An 18,049-nucleotide genomic window follows, 5' to 3' on the forward strand; every position below is an offset into this window, starting at 1 on the left:
TATTATTTTGCTGCTAAAATGTTCCATGCTGTATCTATATCATCTTGATCCAAATACTGCTTTACAAATTTATGAATTTCTATTAGGTTAGCCTGCTGAATTTTATCCTTAATATCATTATGTTTATTAACAAACTCCAAAGCAGCTATTTTTTCTGGGATTTTTGCAACATTAGCAAGCTTCCCCAGATCATTTCCTGTAAAAATATCACTTCTTATCACTTCTTCTGGTAAAGAATCAACTCCAATTCCTATTGAACTTAATGGTTTTGGCACTTCAAACATTCCCATATTGGCTCTAGAATACCAATTACCTCCCATACGTGCCACAAGATCAATCTTGTGCTGATCAATTTTATTCTCTTTATCAAGCACTTCTTCATTAATATGCATAAGCAAAACTTCACAAATAATTAGGTTTCCTGCGCCTCCTTCTTCTCCCATAGGCACAATCTGATTTACTTTACATTCGAACTGTACCGGAGATTCTCCAACGCGATAGGCCTTAACTTTCTCTGAAGCTATCATCGTAAGTCCTGATTTTATAAATTCATTTATATCCTCAGCATATTCTGTACTAGATAATGACATTTGTTGCACAATATCATAGTTTACTATATTAATTACTACTTCACCTGTTAATTTTGCATTCTCTAACGTATGTTTCGTCGTATTATCTCTAACCCTTCTGGCTGGAGAAAAAATAAGGATTGGGGGATTTGCACTAAATACATTAAAGAAACTAAATGGAGATAAATTAGCCCTTCCATTTTCATCAATAGTACTAGCAAAAGCAATAGGTCTTGGACCAATAGCTCCAAGTAGTAAACTATGTAATTTTCCTGTAGAGACCTGTGATGGATCGATTGTAACCATAATTTGTTTTATATTGAACAAAGATAACCAAAGTTTAGTCTTTGATTTGCTATTCAAATTGGTTTTAGTAATCCCTTTTTATAAACAATAAAAACGTTTTAAAACGTTTATATTTAAGATTTAGTTAACAAGTCTATATGAATTTTTCTGATGAGCGTAATTTTTCAAGCTATTTTATCATTATAGCTGTTTTACTTATAACTGGCCTTGTTTTATGGAACACATCATTATTTATGCAGCGTCTTAAAGATGATGAAAGAACTAAGGTTCAGATATGGGCGCAATCGCAAAAGGCTTTAAATAGCGAGCAATCAGACGATTACCTAGAACTCTCTATTATCATTGGAGCTACCAATAAATCTATCCCTATAATTATTACTGACTCCAAAGGGGATTTTGTTAGAGATTCTTTAGGAAAACCAGATCCCAGTTATTTTCAAAACTTATCTGAGAATGTAACAAACAGTGAGAGTAGGCTTCAATCTTTTTTAAAAAAATTAAAATCAGAAAATGATCCTATTGAGCTAGATCTTAAAGACACCGTTCAATACATTTACTATGGAAATTCGGATATTTTAAATAAGTTAAAATATTATCCGATGACTATCGCAATAATTATATTTTTACTCATTGGAGTAATTTATTTCTTTTTTACCACTTCTAAAGCTAGTGAACAGAACAAATTATGGGCTGGTATGGCAAAGGAAACCGCACACCAAATAGGAACACCACTGTCCTCACTAGTAGGATGGAATGAGATTCTTAAGACCGAAAACGTAAACCCAGAATATATTGTAGAGATCGAAAAGGATATTGAGCGATTAAAAGTTATTACAGAACGTTTTTCTAAAATTGGTTCTGTTCCTAACCTTGAAGATGTTGATATTGTAGAAGAAACTCGAAATGCTTATACTTATCTTCAATCCAGAAGTTCTAAATTGATTAATTTTTCCCTTCACTTACCCGAAAAGCCCATCACTGTATCTTTAAATTCTCAATTATATAGCTGGACTATTGAAAACCTTGTAAAAAACGCTATCGATGCAATGAGAGGAAAAGGAGATCTTAAAATAGATCTTACAGATGATGCAAAACGAGTTTTTATTAGAATAAAAGATACAGGAAAAGGATTATCAAAAAGTAAATTCACTAAAATTTTCGAACCTGGTTATACTTCTAAAAGCAGAGGGTGGGGATTAGGTTTATCCTTATCAAAAAGAATTATAGAAGAATATCACTTAGGAAGAATAAAAGTGCTAAAATCTGATATTGGAAAAGGCACTACTTTTCAGATCACACTTCGTAAATCCGGAGTCTCAGTATAACAATATTTTTTTCGCAACGTTATAGAATATACCAGTTTTAAACACCAAATCTTAACAAAAGTGAAAACAGAGTATATTACATTAAAAGAGGCAACACTTAATAACAATTGTCCAGAATGTTATTCAACAGATGGCATGATACTTTCTTTTAAACAAAAAAGAATAAAATCAAAACTCCTGGTAAAAACAAAAGGCAATATTATTGAAAGTATAGAATGTAATAAATGTGAAAACAAAATTTTTCCAGGGCAATGGACTATTGACATAGAACGTGTCTATGATTATCATAAAAAAACCATTACTCGTAAATCTCCATCTATACGTTTTACAAGTTTGTTTTATATCCTATTACTTTTAGTCTTGATTTTCATTGTTTTTGGATACATCTATATATCTAATCCAGATCTTCTAGGATTAGCAACTTAGACTAATAGGATTCCATTATTTTTCGGAGTTCATCGTTAATATTAAATGTCTTATCTATATTAAAATCAAAGCAGACCGCCACATCATGACCTTCTGCACATAAAACACCGTCATCGTTATATAATCTATGGTATAATCCAAAACTAGAGTTCTTAATAAATTCTACCTTGGTCTTGATGAGCACATTTCCCGGAAAAAATAAAGGGTGTTTAAAATCACACTTTGTAGACACCAACATGGGACCTTTTTTAGTATCAGCATACATTTTCCCTAATCCTGTAACTTCCCAAAACTGAACACGTGCACTTTGCATGTATTTCATAAAATTAACATTATTCACGTGTTGGTAAGTATCCATTTCACTCCAGTCAATTCGAAGCTTCAAGGATAATTTAAAATCAGAATCCTGCATAAAGTTACATATTCGATTGAATCTCTGCTGCTAATGATTGAAAATCAGAATCTGACATTGATATTTTATGTTGAAAAGTCATTTCTTTCATTTCATTTATCGGAATAAGATGTACATGCACATGAGGCACTTCTAACCCTACAACAGCAATTCCCACACGTTTACAGGAAACTGTTTTCTCTATAGCTTTGGCTACTTTGCGAGAAAAACGCATCAATTCCAGATACATATCTTCCTCAAGGTCAAAAATTTTATCTTCTTCTTTTTTAGGAATACAAAGCGTATGTCCTCTTGCATTAGGATTAATATCCAAAAAGGCGTAAAAATTCTCGTCTTGGGTAATTAGGTGCGACGGAATCTCGCCATTTACAATTTTTGTAAACAGGGTAGGCATTCTTAAAATTTTAGTTGGTTTACGGATTGGTAATATAGTTTATTTATCTTTAAATTAAACCCATAAAAAAGCCTTTTTTAAAAAATTAAAGAAGGCTTTTAGTTTGTTTAAAAAAATATTATTATTTATTCTCTTGTAATCTCTACAACGTCAAATTTCATAATTCCATTGGGAACTTGTATTTCGGCTATTTCGCCTACACTTTTTCCCAAAAGACCTTTACCAATAGGAGAATCTACAGATATTTTTCCTGTTTTAAGATCTGCTTCGCTTTGCGCCACTAATTTATAAGTCATTTCGGCACCATTAGTTTGGTTTTTGATTTTTACAGTAGAATGTATAAGTGCTTTGGATGTGTCCAATTGGGATTCATCGATTAAACGGGCATTAGCAAGAGTTTCTTCTAATTTAGAAATTCTTAACTCTAATAATCCTTGTGCTTCTTTAGCCGCATCATATTCGGCATTCTCACTTAAATCTCCTTTATCACGTGCCTCAGCGATTGCCTGAGAAGCTTTTGGACGTTCTATATCTTTGAGTTGATTTAGTTCATCTCTTAATTTTTTTAGCCCCTCTGCAGTATAATAAGATACTTTGCTCATAACTTCATCGTTTATATAAATACAAAAAATCCCATAGGAATGGGATTTGTTATTCAAAGATAACAAAAAATTTACTGAAGACTACAAATTTACGTAATTTGGCAATACATTAATAGTGTTATGAAAAGGAATGATTATTTTAATCGTTTAAGAGTATATGTGACCTCTAAAACAATGAAAAAATACATGAAAAACAGCATATTTTTATTACAAATTTTTTTGATTCTATCTTGCAGCAGTGATGATCGAAGTGATAACAATCAATTTTTACCTCCATCTAGTATCAACTATCAGATTAACCTTAATCTTCCTCAATTCAATCCTCTTAAATTCCCTGGGAATCATCTTATTGACAGAACTGAAAATGGGAGTATAAAAGGGATTATAATTTATAATATTGATGACTCACAGTATAGTGCTTTTGAGCTTAGTGACCCTAATCACTCTCCTAATGACTGTTCTACTCAAACCGTTGAAGGAATTACTTCTACATGTGAATGTGATGATGGAAATAGTTATAATATCGTAACAGGACAGCAAACTTCTGGAGAAGGTCAATTTGGATTAAGACGATACAATATACGAAGAGACGGAAACACCTTATTTATAACCAATTAGATACACCTAAATCGCATTGAAAACATGTTTTTATGATTCTAAGAAAGATGTTATTGCCAATTATGAGCCCAATCTTTCCAGACCACATCTAATCCTTTACTTTTTAACATTTTAACAACATCTTCTGTTGAACGCTCATCAGAAATCTCGAACTGTTCTAAAGATTGTGGTGCTACCGCATACCCTCCTGGATTAGTTTTGGATTCTGCACTTATTGAAGTGATGCCCAAATTAACAATATTTTCTCTAAACACTTCGCTTTCACGAGTCGACATAGACAGCTCTACATCTTCATCTAATAATCGAAAAGCACATATAAGTTGAACCAGATCTGCATCTGTCATTTCTACCTTAGGCTCTATTCCGCCACTAAATGGTCTTAACCTTGGGAATGATATTGAATATTTTGTTTTCCAATACACTTTCTGCAAATAGTTAAGATGTAATGCCGTAAAAAAACTGTCTGCTCTCCAGTCTTCTAATCCAAAAAGTGCTCCCAGACCTATTTTGTGAACCCCGGCACGTCCCAATCGATCGGGAGTTTCTAATCGATAATCAAAATTAGATTTTTTTCCCTTTGGATGATGTTTTTTATATTCTCCTCTATGATATGTTTCCTGATATACTAATACTGCATATAGGCCACTATCGATAAGCTGTTCATAATCTGGTTGATCTAATGGCTGTATTTCTATTGTAATATTTGCAAATTTTGATCTTATCAATTGTATTGCATTATCAATGTAATCAACTCCAACTGTCCTATTAGCCTCTCCTGTAACCAAAAGAATATGATCATATCCTTTAGATTTTAAAAAATCCACTTCTTTTAGAATTTCCTCATCTGTCAATGTTCTCCTAGGGATTTTATTGGTCATACTAAATCCGCAATATGTACAGATATTCTGACATTCATTACTTAAATACATTGGCGCATACATTTGAATAGTATTTCCAAATCTTTTTTTAGTAATTACTTTACTCATTTGTGCCATACGTTCTAAATATGGCTTTGCGGCAGGAGAGATTAGCGCTTTAAAATCCTCGAGATCCCTTTTGTCTTTTCCCAGTGCATGAATTACATCATCTTCTGTTTTAGACAAAATCCCAGATAGTAATGTATCCCAATCGTATTGATCAAAAGTTTCTTTGAAACTGGTTTTGGGTATTGGGTATTGGGTATCAATCATTATACAATAGCTTTAACCAAATTAAACAGCATTTTCTTTATTGATATTACTTCATCAGAAAGATTACTCCATTGCTCATTCGAAATATAATTCAAATCTTTGGATAAAATCAAAAGGTATTCTACTTCTGAAATTGAACCAGAAGCGATTCTTAAGTATCGCTTAAATTCATTATTAGAGTCATGACCACATCCTTCTGATATATTTGTTGGCACTGAAACTGAAGCCCTACGTATTTGAGAGACAATACCAAACTTTTCTTCATTAGGAAATTGCTTTGTTACATCATAAACTAGCAAACAAAGCTCATGACTTTTTTTCCAAACTTTTAATTCTTTAAAATCTCTCATCTTTATAGATTTTCCTTCTCAGTTTTCTAAAATACCCGATTACTGATACCTGATAGCCGAAGCCCATTTTTAGCTTTCAGTTAAAAATGAGGTTAACGGACTACTTGCTTCTGCCTTGTGACTAACTGGTGCCAATTTTGCATTATATGCCATACGTCCGGATTGTACAGCCATTTTAAACGCTTCTGCCATGGTTATTGGTTGTTGAGATACTGCAATAGCAGTATTAATCAATACAGCATCTGCTCCTATTTCCATAGCCAATGCAGCATGAGATGGACTTCCAATACCTGCATCTACAATCACGGGAACATTGCTTTGGTCAATTATAATCTCTAAAAATTCTAGCGTTTTCAACCCTTTATTACTACCTATAGGGGCTCCCAAGGGCATAACACACTGTGTTCCTACTTCTTCTAATCGTTTACACAATACAGGATCTGCATGAATATATGGCATTACTACAAATCCAAGTTTCACCAATTCTGAAGCTGCTTTTAAAGTTTCTATTGGGTCTGGTAATAGATATCTTGGATCTGGATGAATCTCTAATTTTATCCAATTAGTTTCTAGAGCTTCCCTTGCCAATTGCGCAGCAAAAATCGCTTCCTTAGCATCTCTAACTCCAGATGTATTAGGCAATAGATTAATTCTAGGATGATCCAGATGGTTTAATATATCATCATTTTTATCATTAACATCTACACGTTTTAATGCCACAGTAATCAGTTCACTTTCTGCGGCAAGCAAAGCTTTACGCATTACTTGGGCTGCGCTAAATTTTCCCGTTCCTGTAAATAATCTAGACGAAAATTCTTTATCGGCAATTCTTAATACATCCATTATTTAGCAATTTGTATTTTTATGTTTTGAATCTTTTTTTCCAAATCCTCTTGATTTGTTAACATTCCTGAAACGGCAATCCCAGAAACCCCGGTCTTTATAATATCTGATATATCTTTTTCGACAATTCCTCCTATAGCTACAATCGGTATTTTAGAGTTTTTACTAACTTCTTTTAAAATAGCCTTGTATCCCTCAGATCCCAGTACAGGGCTTAATTTCTTTTTGGTGGTTGTATATCTAAATGGGCCTAAACCAATATAATCAACTCCATCCTGTATATGCTGCATACAATCAGTTACTGTATTTGCTGTTCCTCCAATAATAAAATTATCTCCAAGAATTTTTCTAGCTTCTCGAGGGTTCATATCATTTAAACCCAGATGAATTCCATCAGCCATAGCTGCTTTAGCAACACCTACATTATCATTAATAATCAAAATAGAACCATATTGATCACATATATCTCTAGCTTTTAATGCAGTATGTAAATACGTAGCCATATCCTCATCCTTAAGGCGAAATTGCACCCATTTACATCCTGCAGCACAAACTTCTTCTATATTCTCAAGGTGCTCTTGAGGTGTTTTTCCTTGGGATATATATTGTAAATTAACCTCTTTCATAATTTCAATTTCTAAACTCTATGATATCCCAACAAAGTGTCATTTGAACTCAATACTTTTTCTGTATATCTTTTTGCTCTAAAACAAGCTTTTAATAATGGAAAACCTAATCCTAAATATGTTGTTACTGCTGAAGAAAGAACACAACCACTTCCATGTTTTTCTGATACATTCTGTTCTTTAGCGTTAAGAGTAAAACGTTTTCCTTTTCTGGTATATAATTCATCTTTACCTACATTTTCTTTTCGATGACCTCCTTTTAAAAATAGATTTGTTTTATCACTAATATGCACTATTGTTTCTTCAATAGTTTTATCTGTATATAACTTTTCTATTTCCTGATAGTTTGGTGTTAGCAGATAGATTTTTTCTAATATCTGTTCAAAATTATTTTGTTTTACATCCAGATCACTAGAATCATTGTTTGATTTATGAAAATCAAAATCTGAACTTGACTTTAATATCGGATCCAATACGATTTTGATCTTTTTATTTTTTTCTATCAGAACATCAATGATCTCATTCAATACCTTCCAATTTTGAACAATTCCAATCTTTACAAATTCTATAGTAAATCGATCAAAAAGTATTTCAATTTGATGCTTAATCACTTCAACATCTACCCAATAACACGTTTTAAGTTCAATATCATTCTGAATCGTATTTGCAGTACACACAGCCAAACCATATCCTTTTATCGCTTCAATAGTTTTAACGTCTGCTACAAGTCCAGCTCCTCCAGATGGATCAAAACCTGCAATAGTAAGGATATATGGTCTATTCTTCATATCTAGGTATCCTTTATTACTTTAGAATGTGCATCTTTTATTCTCAAAAAACTAGCTATTGGATCTTTCGTATTCCAAATACCTCCTAAAACACCAACTCCTTCGAATCCAAGATCAAATGTTGCCTGCAACGTCTCATCATTAATACCTCCCATGCCCACAACGAATTCATCCAGATCTGTGACATCAAATCCTTTTCCCTTATAACCTTCTTTAGAAATTGAACTAAAAACGGGACTCAATAACACATATTCGAAATCAATACTGCAATTTTTGATATCATCTTTAGCATGAAAAGAACTACTCACTTTAAAGTTATTTGCTGTATAACCATTGACATATTCTTCCAATTTTTCATCTAAATCTAATCTCGGTTGTTCTTGAATATGAATCCCTCTTAGTTTAAACTCCTCACATAGCTCATGAAACTGATGTATCATAATACGATTATAATACTTGGAATCAATTTTACGAAGTAGTGCTCTATACCCTTCTATATCAAAGGTTGGCTTTCTATAATGGAGCACTTCCAGACCATTCTGAAATAACAAATTAATGTAGTCGGCTTCATTTTCTAATTCTCGCTCTGAGGTTAGTACTATTATCATAATTTCAAACTTAAAGAAGGAAGTTTGAGAGGCGAGATAGGATACACTTCGACAAGCTCAGTGTGACAATCTCACAACCACCCCTCTCAAACCTACAACCTATTTATAAGTATACTTCGCTTCCTTTTTCTTTAAATTCTTCTGCTTTTTCTTGCATTCCTGCTTCCAGTGCTTTTTGGTCATCTATTTCCTTCTTGGCAGCATATTCTCTTACTTCCTGAGATATCTTCATAGAACAGAATTTTGGACCACACATACTACAGAAATGAGCTATTTTTGCACCTTCTGCCGGTAAAGTTTCATCGTGATATTCTCTTGCTCTTTCTGGGTCCAAGGCTAAGTTAAACTGATCTTCCCAACGGAATTCAAAACGGGCTTTACTTAATGCATCATCTCTATGTTGTGCTCCCGGATGTCCTTTGGCCAAATCTGCAGCATGTGCTGCCAATTTATATGTAATTACTCCAACTCGTACATCTTCTTTGTTTGGTAATCCAAGGTGCTCTTTTGGTGTTACATAGCATAACATAGCAGTACCATACCACCCAATCATTGCAGCCCCGATTCCCGAGGTAATATGATCATAACCTGGAGCAATGTCTGTAGTTAATGGTCCTAATGTATAAAAAGGAGCTTCCCCACAAGCTTCCAGCTGCTTATCCATATTCGCTTTAATCATATGCATTGGTACGTGACCAGGTCCTTCTATAAAGGTTTGCACATCATGTTTCCATGCTATTTTGGTTAATTCACCAAGCGTTTCTAATTCTGCAAACTGTGCTTCATCATTAGCATCTGCGATACAACCTGGTCGTAATCCATCTCCAAGAGAGAAAGCAACATCATAGGCTTTCATGATTTCGCATATTTCTTCAAAATGTGTGTATAAGAAACTTTCTTTATGATGTGCCAAACACCATTTGGCCATTATTGATCCTCCACGAGAAACAATCCCGGTAATGCGCTTTGCAGTCATCGGTACATACGCCAGACGTACTCCTGCATGAATCGTAAAATAATCCACACCCTGCTCTGCCTGCTCAATCAATGTATCTTTAAAAATTTCCCAGGTAAGATCTTCGGCTTTACCATTTACTTTTTCTAATGCCTGATAAATAGGAACAGTCCCAATTGGAACAGGAGAGTTACGAATAATCCATTCGCGAGTTTCATGAATATTTTTACCCGTAGAAAGATCCATAATATTATCTGCTCCCCATCTACATGCCCAAACTGCTTTTTCTACTTCTTCTTCAATACTAGAAGTAGTCGCAGAGTTACCGATATTAGCATTTATTTTAACCAAAAAGTTTCTCCCTAAAATCATAGGTTCACTTTCTGGGTGATTTATATTAGATGGTATTACAGCTCTACCTCTTGCCACCTCTTCTCTTACAAATTCTGCAGTTATTACCTCTGGAATACTAGCTCCAAAATCTTGTCCTGGATGTTGTTTGGAGAGACGCTTAACTTCTTGTATTTTTTGATTTTCACGAATTGCAACATATTCCATTTCTGGGGTTATAATGCCCTGCTTTGCATAATACATCTGTGAAACATTCTTTCCTTGTTTTGCTCTCTTTGGTTTACGTAAATGATTAAATCTTAAGTGATCTAAACTAGAATCATTAAGCCTTTGGTTACAATACTCTGAAGAAAAACCACTCAACTCCTCGACGTCACCTCTATCCAAAACCCATTGTTCGCGTATGGGTTCTATACCATCATGCACATTAATCTCTTTTGAAGGATCGGTATAAGGGCCACTGGTATCATACACCGTTACTGCAGGATTAGGTGTTTTTTTACCCGTAAAACTATCTGTAGTATCATCCAAAGAAATCTCTCGCATAGCCACATTGATTTGTGGGTGGATATTTCCTGATACATATATCTTTTTAGAATTTGGAAATGGTGTTGTAGAAATTACTTTTTCTTGTGGTGCAGTATCTTTTTTCTTCATTTTATAATATTTTGCATGAATAATTAATAGCTTCGAATAGGATAAATCATTAGTTTTCTAAAAGAATTTCTATCCCCCTTGTGTAGCCTTGATAATAGTTACCTGATCTTCTTTTTGTACTTGTATTTCATTCCATTTCTCTTTTGAAATAATTTCATTGTTGATAGCAATAGCAATTCCTTTAGCAACAATATCTAATTGTTCTAACAATGCTGAAATAGAACTATTTTCTGAAATGGACTGATTTTGATTGTTAACGTTTACGGTCATCATTTTTTAGATTAAATCCATAAACTTTAGGTAAGACTACCTATTTGACAAGAAAAATCACATGATACACCCTGTGATATTAACTTTTCCCTTCGTCGGTACTAACCGCATCAGGTTCAAAGGGTTTTTCTCAGAATTCGTCATAACGAAGACACCCCTAAAGTTTAGGTTATAAAAGTAATAAAACTCAAGTTTAAAATTGCTTTTAGACTTGAGTTTTTATTAAAATTTTAATGTAGCCCCAAGTAAGAAATTGATTCCTGCTTGTGGATAATAGCCTGCTCCTTCGACAGTTGTAATTGTTCCTGGGTTAGAAAAATCATCATCAAATGTAAAAAAGTATCCATTAGACACATATTCTGAATCAAAAATATTGTTAACCAATCCTGTTAGTACAATAGATTTAAAAACTGGTATACTTTTAATTTCATACACGATATTAAGATCATTTATGAAGAAGCTATCTAACTTAGAAGTTTCGCTATCAATGTTTCCCATATATTGTTCTCCAACAAATTTAGAAAGAAACCCAAGTTGAAGGTTTTCTATAGGTTGATAAATAAACATATTTCCCGCTACGATATCTGGTGAATATGAGATATTTGTATCTCCCAGATTAACCAAACTTCCATCTCTGGATGTTATAAAATCTTTATTCTTATTAGTACTTAACGCCACATTAGGTTTTATTGTAAACTCATCAGAAATTATAATATTCGCATCAATTTCTATCCCCAGACGATAACTCTCTCCACTGGTAGTACGTATTGGAGCCCCCACATCATCCAATGCGCCGGTTAACACCAATTGATCTTTGTACCACATATAATATATATTGGTATTCACAGTTGTTTTATTAGCCTTAAGCCTCCAACCCAATTCGATATCATTAAGTCTTTCTGCTGTATTAACTCCATTCTCAAAATCACTTCTTCTTGGCTCTCTATTGGCTCGAGCGTATGAAGCGTATAATTGGTTAGCTGTATTAAGTTGAAAAGTTGCTCCCAATTTTGGATTAAAGAAGTCATAACGCTCATCTACTTCTAGTGGAACTCGATCTGATGTTAATCCAGAAGTTTCATATCCTACAAAACGTCCTTGCAGATCTAAAAATGCACTCCACTTATCATTAACTCTATATGTAGTTTTTCCAAAAATGGTAAACTCATCTTTCTTACCATTACCAAAATAATAATTATCCCCCGCATTGAATCCTATAGGATTTTCTGACCAAATGATTTCACCAAAATGATCACCATCATAATGACTATAAAATACTCCAAAATCAATATCAAATGAATTATTCTTATAGTTTGCAGAGGCATTGATAACATAAAAATCATTATCTAACCATCTTCTACGTATATAATCTGTAGCTGTAATTTCCTGACCATTTACCGTTACCGGATCAACTCCTAAAAATTCTAAAGTAGCCTGATCTGAAAATAAAACATTAGCATAATACCATTCATCCACATATTGTTCGAAAAAACCTCGGCCATAAGTATAATTCAATCCAAGGTTTGTTGACCAATTATTATTATATTTTTGATTCCAGTGTAACTGATAATGATCTTGTTTATAATTATCTTCTTCATTTTCATAAAACCCCTGAAGATTTCCTTCTCCATCATATTGAAAACCAATTGGATTAAATCTCCTATTGTTGTCAAGAGTTGCCTGGTCAATTCCGTTCCATGACTGATATGTGATCTCATGTCCTCCAAATGCAACTGCTTTAATTAAGGTACCATCATCTACATATGACCCTTGTAAAAAATAAGATTTGAGATCAGAAGAAGCACGATCAACATAACCATCTGAAGCAATGGCAGATAAACGACCTGCAATTTCTATGTGCTCATTAAGTAAACCTGTACTAAATTTTACATTGTGTCTTCTGGTACCAAAAGATCCAAAAGAGTTTGAGATTTCAGCACTTGCTTCTTCAGAAACAGCATCGGTAAGTAAATTTAAACTAGCTCCAAAAGCTCCCGAACCATTTGTAGAAGTTCCTACTCCTCTTTGTAATTGTAAATTCTCTATTGAAGATGCAAAATCTGGTAGATTTACCCAGAAAGTTCCCTGGCTTTCTGCGTCGTTAAACGGTATTCCATTTAATGTTACATTAACCCTGGAGGCGTCACTTCCTCTCACTCTAATATAAGTATATCCAACTCCGGTTCCAGCATCAGTAGTGGTAACAACCCCTGGTAGATAGTTTAATAAAATAGGAATATCCTGCCCTAGATTACGAGTTGCTAATTCTTCTTTGGACACATTAGAATGTGTAATCGGCGAATCTGCTTCTACACGTACTGATTTTACTAAAACTTCATCTAGCTTTTCAACCTCAGAACTAATAGAATCTGTTTGTTTTTCCTGAGCATTTAATGGAATACTCAAAATTAAAATGACGAGATAAAATAATACATTTTTCATTCGTAAAAACTGGTTACGAATAAAAGGGGTTATTATTCTGTTTTAAAATTAATTTGATAAAGTAACATTTTTGACGAATCATTGAAGCAGGTTTGACCAAAAATCATACTTTCCTTACCTTGCCTTCTTAATCGTCACAAAAAGGTATACACTGCTCCTTTTTGCTCCATCGTCCCTTAGCAGCATTACCTGCCCAGGTTCATTGGGTATGATCTCAGCCTTTTTGAAATTATGAACACTTGTGTACTTAACATTCTGTATTCAAAACCAAAAAAGCACCCCTTTTGAGATTTCTCGGCAAAAGTACTGTGTTTTATTGATTTATCGTAAATTTATTTGATGTAAAACAATGCCCGAGCATTTTTGAAGTTATAAAAGAATATGAAGAATACAAAGAGATCAGTTACCTTTAAAATTATTGCAGGCTACCTTCTTGCTGGTGTACTGGCAGTAACTGCTTTTTGGGTTATTTATCAACAATTAAATAACTATACTGAAATCACTAAAATCAAAAATGACAATAATGAAAAACTCTTCCTTGTAGGCGAAACTATAACTGGACTATATGAAGCAGAAAGTTTAACCAGAAATATAATCCAAACCTCAGATACCAAGAAGTTTGAAACGTATAAAAACAAAATAGACACTATACTTTACACCATCAATAAAGTTTCACAAATATCATCTGACACACTACAGACTCGAAAAATAGATAGTATAAAATATCTTATTGATAGTAAAAACAAAAACCTGGAAGAGCTCATCAAGATCTATGAACAGCGAAAGAAAAAAGGCGTATACGAAACAGCTATTAATGAATTAGAGAAGATAAATAAAAGTTTTGGTAGCGGGTATACTGATTACGACATACGATTTAAGCAATATGACCCGAGAACCCGAAGAGCATTAATTGATATTTTAGAATATACAAAAAAAGACAACGCTAAACTTCTAACCAATCAAACTGTTGATTCTTTAGCCACATCTGTAAAACAGGTTCTTGCAGAATTAGAAAAAAAAGAAAAAAAAGACAAGCAGAAAATATCTGTAAAAGAAAACAACTTACTTAAAAAAGATCAAATCATAACCAAACAATTAAGGGATGTTCTTGCCGCTATAGAACGTAATGAAAGAAAACAATATGATGATCTTATAAGAGCATCTGCTAAATTACTGAATAAAACCTCTAATATTATTTTAATTATTGCTGCCATAAGTTTATTGATTGCAATAATATTTCTCTTTCTAATTACTAAAGATATTTCTAAAAGTCAGAAATATCGTAATGAGCTGGAAGCTGAAAAAACATATACAGAATCATTGCTTAAAACCCGAGAATCCTTAATCAATACGGTTACTCATGATCTTCGTTCTCCATTAAATACTGTAATAGGTTATTCTGATTTATTAGAAAGAACCGGGCTTGACAATAAGCAAAAGCATTATTTGGATCATCTTAAAAAGTCTTCAGACTATATCCTTCATCTGGTAAATGATCTTCTGGATTTATCAAAACTAGAAGCCGGCAGAATGGTAATTGAGGAACTACCTTTTTCTCCTAAAAAATTAATTGAAAATACGATTTCGAGTGTACTTCCGATAAATGATAAAAAAAACCTTGATATCAGAATTATCACTGATGATCAATTAAAAAAACAACATTTAGGAGATCCTTTTAGAATTAAACAGATATTAACAAACCTTATCAATAACGCCTATAAGTTTACTGATCAAGGCTCGATCACTATTGATAGTAAAATCATTGAAAATGGTTTATCCGAAAAACAATTAATTATCTCTGTTAAAGACACGGGAATAGGAATAACAAAAGAACAACAACAGCATATATTCGAAGAGTTTTCTCAGGGTGATGATACAACCGAAAAAAGATATGGAGGTTTCGGGCTCGGATTAGCTATCACAAAAAAGATCATAAAACTTCTTAAAGGTAAAATCGAGCTAGATAGTGAACCTAATAAAGGAAGTGAATTTATCTTTACAATTCCGATTAAAACTTCTGGTTTATTAATCCCCGAGGAAGAACCAGAAATAGCAGAAATACAAAATTTTACCAACAAAAAAGTTCTTATTGTAGACGACGACCCTAGTCAATTGGCCTTAACAAGTGAAGTAGCCTCACTAGCTGGATTAACTTATGATATCTGTAAAAACGGTATAGAGGCAAACTCTTTACTACAAATAAATTCCTATGATCTTGTTCTCACCGACATTCAGATGCCTAAGATGGATGGTTTTGAGTTATTACAAACTATAAGAAACAACCCAAACCACACTAATTTACCCGTGATTGCATTATCCGGAAGAACAGATACCTCTTTTTTAGAATATCAGGAAGCTGGATTTTCTGGGAGTTTACGTAAACCATATGCCCCAACAGAGCTCATTGATCTTATTAGCGAAGTGCTTCGTGTTGATTTTGGAAGCTATCAGAATACAATTATAAATGGTTATTCTGAAGAAGAATACTCTCTTAGTGACCTCATGCTCTTTGCCCAAGGCGATTCTGATTCACTCTACGCCATTTTAGATACATTTTATGAAAGTACTATTGATAATGTTAAAGAATTAAAAATGGTAATGAAGAAAAAAGACATTCATCATATTTCAAAAATTGCTCATAAAATGCTTCCAATGTTCAAACAAATAAAAGCAAAAGAAGTAGTACCCGTATTAGAAAAATTAGAACACCCAGATCAATACAATCTTAACAAAACTTCGATATTAGAATTAACAAAAGATGGTATTGAAAAAATTGAAATTCTAATAGATAAGCTTAAAGTAGAGAACTAAAGAAAAGTATGTTTAAAGGCTGATATCGTATTGCTTTAATTTATTGTATAAAGTTTTACGATCTATTGAAAGCATTCTTGCTGCTTTAGCTTTATTTCCATTAGCCTTCTCCAAAGCATCCAGGATAAGTTCTTGTTCATTTTGATTTTTGAATAGCCCATAGGTCTGTTTTGCATTATGAGAAGCATAAGCTATATCGTTTGGTAAAACATCTAAGGTGATCATATCACTTTGAGAAAGAAGTACAGAACGTTTTACCATATTTTTTAACTCTCTAAGATTACCAGGCCAATTATATTTTTTAAAAGCTTCTAGCACTTCATCAGCAAATCCTACTACATGTTTTTCGAGTTCTATATTTGATTCTTCTAGAAAATGATTTGCAAAAAGCATTAAATCTTCAATTCTATCTCTTAGCGGTGGCACTTTGATAGAAAACTCATTAAGCCTATGATATAAATCTTCTCTAAACTCTCCTTCTTTTACAGCATGACTTAAATCTTCATTAGTCGCCACAATAACTCTGATATCCACTTCGATTTCTTTATTACTACCTACTGGTTTTATTTTTCGTTCCTGAAGAGCCCTAAGCAACTGAACTTGCAACTCATAACTTAAATTACCAATTTCATCCAGAAATAACGTTCCTCCGTTTGCTGCTTCAAAATGTCCTACTTTATCATTTACAGCACCCGTAAATGATCCTTTTATATGGCCAAAAAACTCGCTAGAAGCAATTTCTTTAGGAATAGCTCCGCAATCAACAGCAACAAAAGGTTTTTCTGCTCGCTTACTTGCTTTATGAATACTACTTGCAACATATTCTTTACCTGTACCACTATCACCTATTACCAAAACAGACATACGCGTAGGAGCTACCAAAGCAACATATTCATTTAATTTTTTAGAAGCATCGCTTACTCCTCTTACAAAAGAAGAACCTGTAGTTTTTGGAGTTTTGGATATTATTGTATTCGTTTCTTTTTCTTTAACTCTAAGATTAACACCATTTCCATGAAGTGCTTTTTCTATAGTATGTAATATAGTATCTGGGTTAAACGGTTTAGAAACATAATCAAAAGCACCTTGTTTTATTGCATTTACTGCCATATTGATTTCTGCATACCCTGTCATGATAATTACCTGAGTACTCGAATTATGTTTTAAAATTTCATCTAATAAAGTAATCCCATCACTATCAGGTAATCGTACATCTGCCAATACAACATCAAAAATCTCTTTTTTAATCTTTGGAATAGCTTCATTTCCCGAAAACGCAGTAGCAACATCATATTCCTTTTTTTTCAAAAAGGTCTTAAGCATTGTACAAAAGGCCACATCATCTTCTACAATAAGTATCTTAGGCATATTTAATAATTTATAATCTGAAAAAGCTATTGTATAAAATTACAATTTAAAACACTTAGTTGGAACAAAAACATAAAAAAAGAGACCCTTGGGATTGAGTCTCTTTTTTAGCACTAAACAACTTTATATCGTCCTTGG

18 protein-coding genes and 2 riboswitches are annotated in these 18,049 nt (G+C 33.1%); of the genes, 4 read left to right on the top strand and 14 right to left on the bottom strand.

Annotated features, from left to right (window positions below; translation table 11 throughout):
* Positions 1 to 2 precede the first annotated feature (2 nt).
* Complete coding sequence (locus DK442_RS03295) at positions 3 to 875, bottom strand: flavin reductase family protein (RefSeq protein ID WP_109434399.1); 873 nt, start codon at positions 873 to 875, stop codon at positions 3 to 5.
* A 137-nt stretch (positions 876 to 1,012) separates the two neighbouring features.
* On the opposite strand from DK442_RS03295, the gene DK442_RS03300 reads away from it, so the two are divergent.
* Positions 1,013 to 2,200 carry a HAMP domain-containing sensor histidine kinase gene (locus tag DK442_RS03300; RefSeq protein WP_109434400.1) on the top strand — a complete coding sequence of 396 codons (1,188 nt, stop codon included), beginning with the start codon at positions 1,013 to 1,015 and terminating at the stop codon, positions 2,198 to 2,200.
* Positions 2,201 to 2,260: 60 nt separating this feature from the next.
* Positions 2,261 to 2,626: a hypothetical protein gene (locus tag DK442_RS03305; protein ID WP_109434401.1), complete on the top strand. Its 366-nt coding sequence runs from the start codon at positions 2,261 to 2,263 to the stop codon at positions 2,624 to 2,626.
* A 1-nt stretch (position 2,627) separates the two neighbouring features.
* Here DK442_RS03305 and DK442_RS03310 read toward each other — a convergent pair whose 3' ends face one another.
* From DK442_RS03310 to greA, 3 genes are all read right to left on the bottom strand, one after another.
* The gene (locus DK442_RS03310) at positions 2,628 to 3,038 is read right to left on the bottom strand and encodes a thioesterase family protein (RefSeq protein ID WP_109434402.1); all 411 of its coding nucleotides are present in this window, start codon (positions 3,036 to 3,038) and stop codon (positions 2,628 to 2,630) included.
* 4 nt (positions 3,039 to 3,042) lie between these two features.
* Entirely contained in the window at positions 3,043 to 3,432 is a 390-nt protein-coding gene (locus tag DK442_RS03315; protein ID WP_109434403.1) for an HIT family protein, read from the bottom strand.
* A 125-nt stretch (positions 3,433 to 3,557) separates the two neighbouring features.
* Positions 3,558 to 4,034, bottom strand: a complete 477-nt coding sequence (gene greA / locus DK442_RS03320) for a transcription elongation factor GreA (protein ID WP_109434404.1) — start codon at positions 4,032 to 4,034, stop codon at positions 3,558 to 3,560.
* A gap of 186 nt (positions 4,035 to 4,220) precedes the next feature.
* On the opposite strand from greA, the gene DK442_RS03325 reads away from it, so the two are divergent.
* The gene (locus tag DK442_RS03325; RefSeq protein ID WP_235010896.1) at positions 4,221 to 4,652 is read left to right on the top strand and encodes a hypothetical protein; all 432 of its coding nucleotides are present in this window, start codon (positions 4,221 to 4,223) and stop codon (positions 4,650 to 4,652) included.
* A gap of 50 nt (positions 4,653 to 4,702) precedes the next feature.
* Here the strand turns inward: DK442_RS03325 and thiH are convergent, their stop codons facing one another.
* The 9 genes from thiH to DK442_RS03370 form a co-directional block, all read right to left on the bottom strand.
* Entirely contained in the window at positions 4,703 to 5,842 is a 1,140-nt protein-coding gene (gene thiH, locus DK442_RS03330; protein WP_109434405.1) for a 2-iminoacetate synthase ThiH, read from the bottom strand.
* Positions 5,842 to 6,192, bottom strand: a complete 351-nt coding sequence (locus DK442_RS03335; RefSeq protein WP_109434406.1) for a four helix bundle protein — start codon at positions 6,190 to 6,192, stop codon at positions 5,842 to 5,844. Before DK442_RS03335 ends, thiH begins: the two co-directional genes overlap by 1 nt.
* A 69-nt stretch (positions 6,193 to 6,261) precedes the next feature.
* Positions 6,262 to 7,035: a thiazole synthase gene (locus DK442_RS03340; RefSeq protein ID WP_200825076.1), complete on the bottom strand. Its 774-nt coding sequence runs from the start codon at positions 7,033 to 7,035 to the stop codon at positions 6,262 to 6,264.
* Positions 7,035 to 7,661 (bottom strand): thiamine phosphate synthase, encoded by a 627-nt coding sequence (locus tag DK442_RS03345; protein WP_109434408.1) that lies wholly within the window; start codon positions 7,659 to 7,661, stop codon positions 7,035 to 7,037. Before DK442_RS03345 ends, DK442_RS03340 begins: the two co-directional genes overlap by 1 nt.
* An 11-nt stretch (positions 7,662 to 7,672) precedes the next feature.
* Positions 7,673 to 8,449 (bottom strand): hydroxymethylpyrimidine/phosphomethylpyrimidine kinase, encoded by a 777-nt coding sequence (locus DK442_RS03350; protein WP_109434409.1) that lies wholly within the window; start codon positions 8,447 to 8,449, stop codon positions 7,673 to 7,675.
* A gap of 2 nt (positions 8,450 to 8,451) precedes the next feature.
* Positions 8,452 to 9,057: a thiamine phosphate synthase gene (locus tag DK442_RS03355; RefSeq protein ID WP_109434410.1), complete on the bottom strand. Its 606-nt coding sequence runs from the start codon at positions 9,055 to 9,057 to the stop codon at positions 8,452 to 8,454.
* Between the two features lie 103 nt (positions 9,058 to 9,160).
* A complete protein-coding gene (gene thiC / locus DK442_RS03360; protein ID WP_109434411.1) occupies positions 9,161 to 11,020 on the bottom strand; it encodes a phosphomethylpyrimidine synthase ThiC in 1,860 nt (619 codons plus the stop codon).
* 69 nt (positions 11,021 to 11,089) lie between these two features.
* Complete coding sequence (gene thiS, locus DK442_RS03365) at positions 11,090 to 11,293, bottom strand: sulfur carrier protein ThiS (RefSeq protein WP_109434412.1); 204 nt, start codon at positions 11,291 to 11,293, stop codon at positions 11,090 to 11,092.
* Between the two features lie 67 nt (positions 11,294 to 11,360).
* A riboswitch (TPP riboswitch) is annotated at positions 11,361 to 11,459 on the bottom strand.
* Between the two features lie 53 nt (positions 11,460 to 11,512).
* Complete coding sequence (locus tag DK442_RS03370; protein WP_109434413.1) at positions 11,513 to 13,732, bottom strand: TonB-dependent receptor; 2,220 nt, start codon at positions 13,730 to 13,732, stop codon at positions 11,513 to 11,515.
* Between the two features lie 154 nt (positions 13,733 to 13,886).
* A riboswitch (TPP riboswitch) is annotated at positions 13,887 to 14,025 on the bottom strand.
* An 88-nt stretch (positions 14,026 to 14,113) separates the two neighbouring features.
* Here DK442_RS03370 and DK442_RS03375 point away from each other — a divergent pair.
* On the top strand, positions 14,114 to 16,543 hold the full coding sequence (locus DK442_RS03375; protein WP_109434414.1) for an ATP-binding protein: 2,430 nt from the start codon (positions 14,114 to 14,116) through the stop codon (positions 16,541 to 16,543).
* 12 nt (positions 16,544 to 16,555) lie between these two features.
* Here DK442_RS03375 and DK442_RS03380 read toward each other — a convergent pair whose 3' ends face one another.
* Positions 16,556 to 17,911 (bottom strand): sigma-54 dependent transcriptional regulator, encoded by a 1,356-nt coding sequence (locus DK442_RS03380; RefSeq protein ID WP_109434415.1) that lies wholly within the window; start codon positions 17,909 to 17,911, stop codon positions 16,556 to 16,558.
* Positions 17,912 to 18,049 lie beyond the last annotated feature (138 nt).

Origin of the sequence: Aquimarina sp. AU119, from assembly GCF_900312735.1 — a bacterium.
GTDB classification, from domain to species: domain Bacteria; phylum Bacteroidota; class Bacteroidia; order Flavobacteriales; family Flavobacteriaceae; genus Aquimarina; species Aquimarina algiphila.

Excerpts from the sequence above, each read along its gene's own strand:
- DK442_RS03295 (WP_109434399.1), bottom strand. The coding sequence starts at position 875 with ATGGTTACAATCGATCCATCACAGGTCTCTACAGGAAAATTACATAGT.
- DK442_RS03300 (WP_109434400.1), top strand. The coding sequence starts at position 1,013 with ATGAATTTTTCTGATGAGCGTAATTTTTCAAGCTATTTTATCATTATA.
- DK442_RS03310 (WP_109434402.1), bottom strand. The coding sequence starts at position 3,038 with ATGCAGGATTCTGATTTTAAATTATCCTTGAAGCTTCGAATTGACTGG.
- DK442_RS03315 (WP_109434403.1), bottom strand. The coding sequence starts at position 3,432 with ATGCCTACCCTGTTTACAAAAATTGTAAATGGCGAGATTCCGTCGCAC.
- greA (WP_109434404.1), bottom strand. The coding sequence starts at position 4,034 with ATGAGCAAAGTATCTTATTATACTGCAGAGGGGCTAAAAAAATTAAGA.
- DK442_RS03325 (WP_235010896.1), top strand. The coding sequence starts at position 4,221 with ATGAAAAACAGCATATTTTTATTACAAATTTTTTTGATTCTATCTTGC.
- thiH (WP_109434405.1), bottom strand. The coding sequence starts at position 5,842 with ATGATTGATACCCAATACCCAATACCCAAAACCAGTTTCAAAGAAACT.
- DK442_RS03335 (WP_109434406.1), bottom strand. The coding sequence starts at position 6,192 with ATGAGAGATTTTAAAGAATTAAAAGTTTGGAAAAAAAGTCATGAGCTT.
- DK442_RS03340 (WP_200825076.1), bottom strand. The coding sequence starts at position 7,035 with ATGGATGTATTAAGAATTGCCGATAAAGAATTTTCGTCTAGATTATTT.
- DK442_RS03345 (WP_109434408.1), bottom strand. The coding sequence starts at position 7,661 with ATGAAAGAGGTTAATTTACAATATATATCCCAAGGAAAAACACCTCAA.
- DK442_RS03350 (WP_109434409.1), bottom strand. The coding sequence starts at position 8,449 with ATGAAGAATAGACCATATATCCTTACTATTGCAGGTTTTGATCCATCT.
- DK442_RS03355 (WP_109434410.1), bottom strand. The coding sequence starts at position 9,057 with ATGATAATAGTACTAACCTCAGAGCGAGAATTAGAAAATGAAGCCGAC.
- thiC (WP_109434411.1), bottom strand. The coding sequence starts at position 11,020 with ATGAAGAAAAAAGATACTGCACCACAAGAAAAAGTAATTTCTACAACA.
- thiS (WP_109434412.1), bottom strand. The coding sequence starts at position 11,293 with ATGATGACCGTAAACGTTAACAATCAAAATCAGTCCATTTCAGAAAAT.
- DK442_RS03370 (WP_109434413.1), bottom strand. The coding sequence starts at position 13,732 with ATGAAAAATGTATTATTTTATCTCGTCATTTTAATTTTGAGTATTCCA.
- DK442_RS03375 (WP_109434414.1), top strand. The coding sequence starts at position 14,114 with ATGAAGAATACAAAGAGATCAGTTACCTTTAAAATTATTGCAGGCTAC.
- DK442_RS03380 (WP_109434415.1), bottom strand. The coding sequence starts at position 17,911 with ATGCCTAAGATACTTATTGTAGAAGATGATGTGGCCTTTTGTACAATG.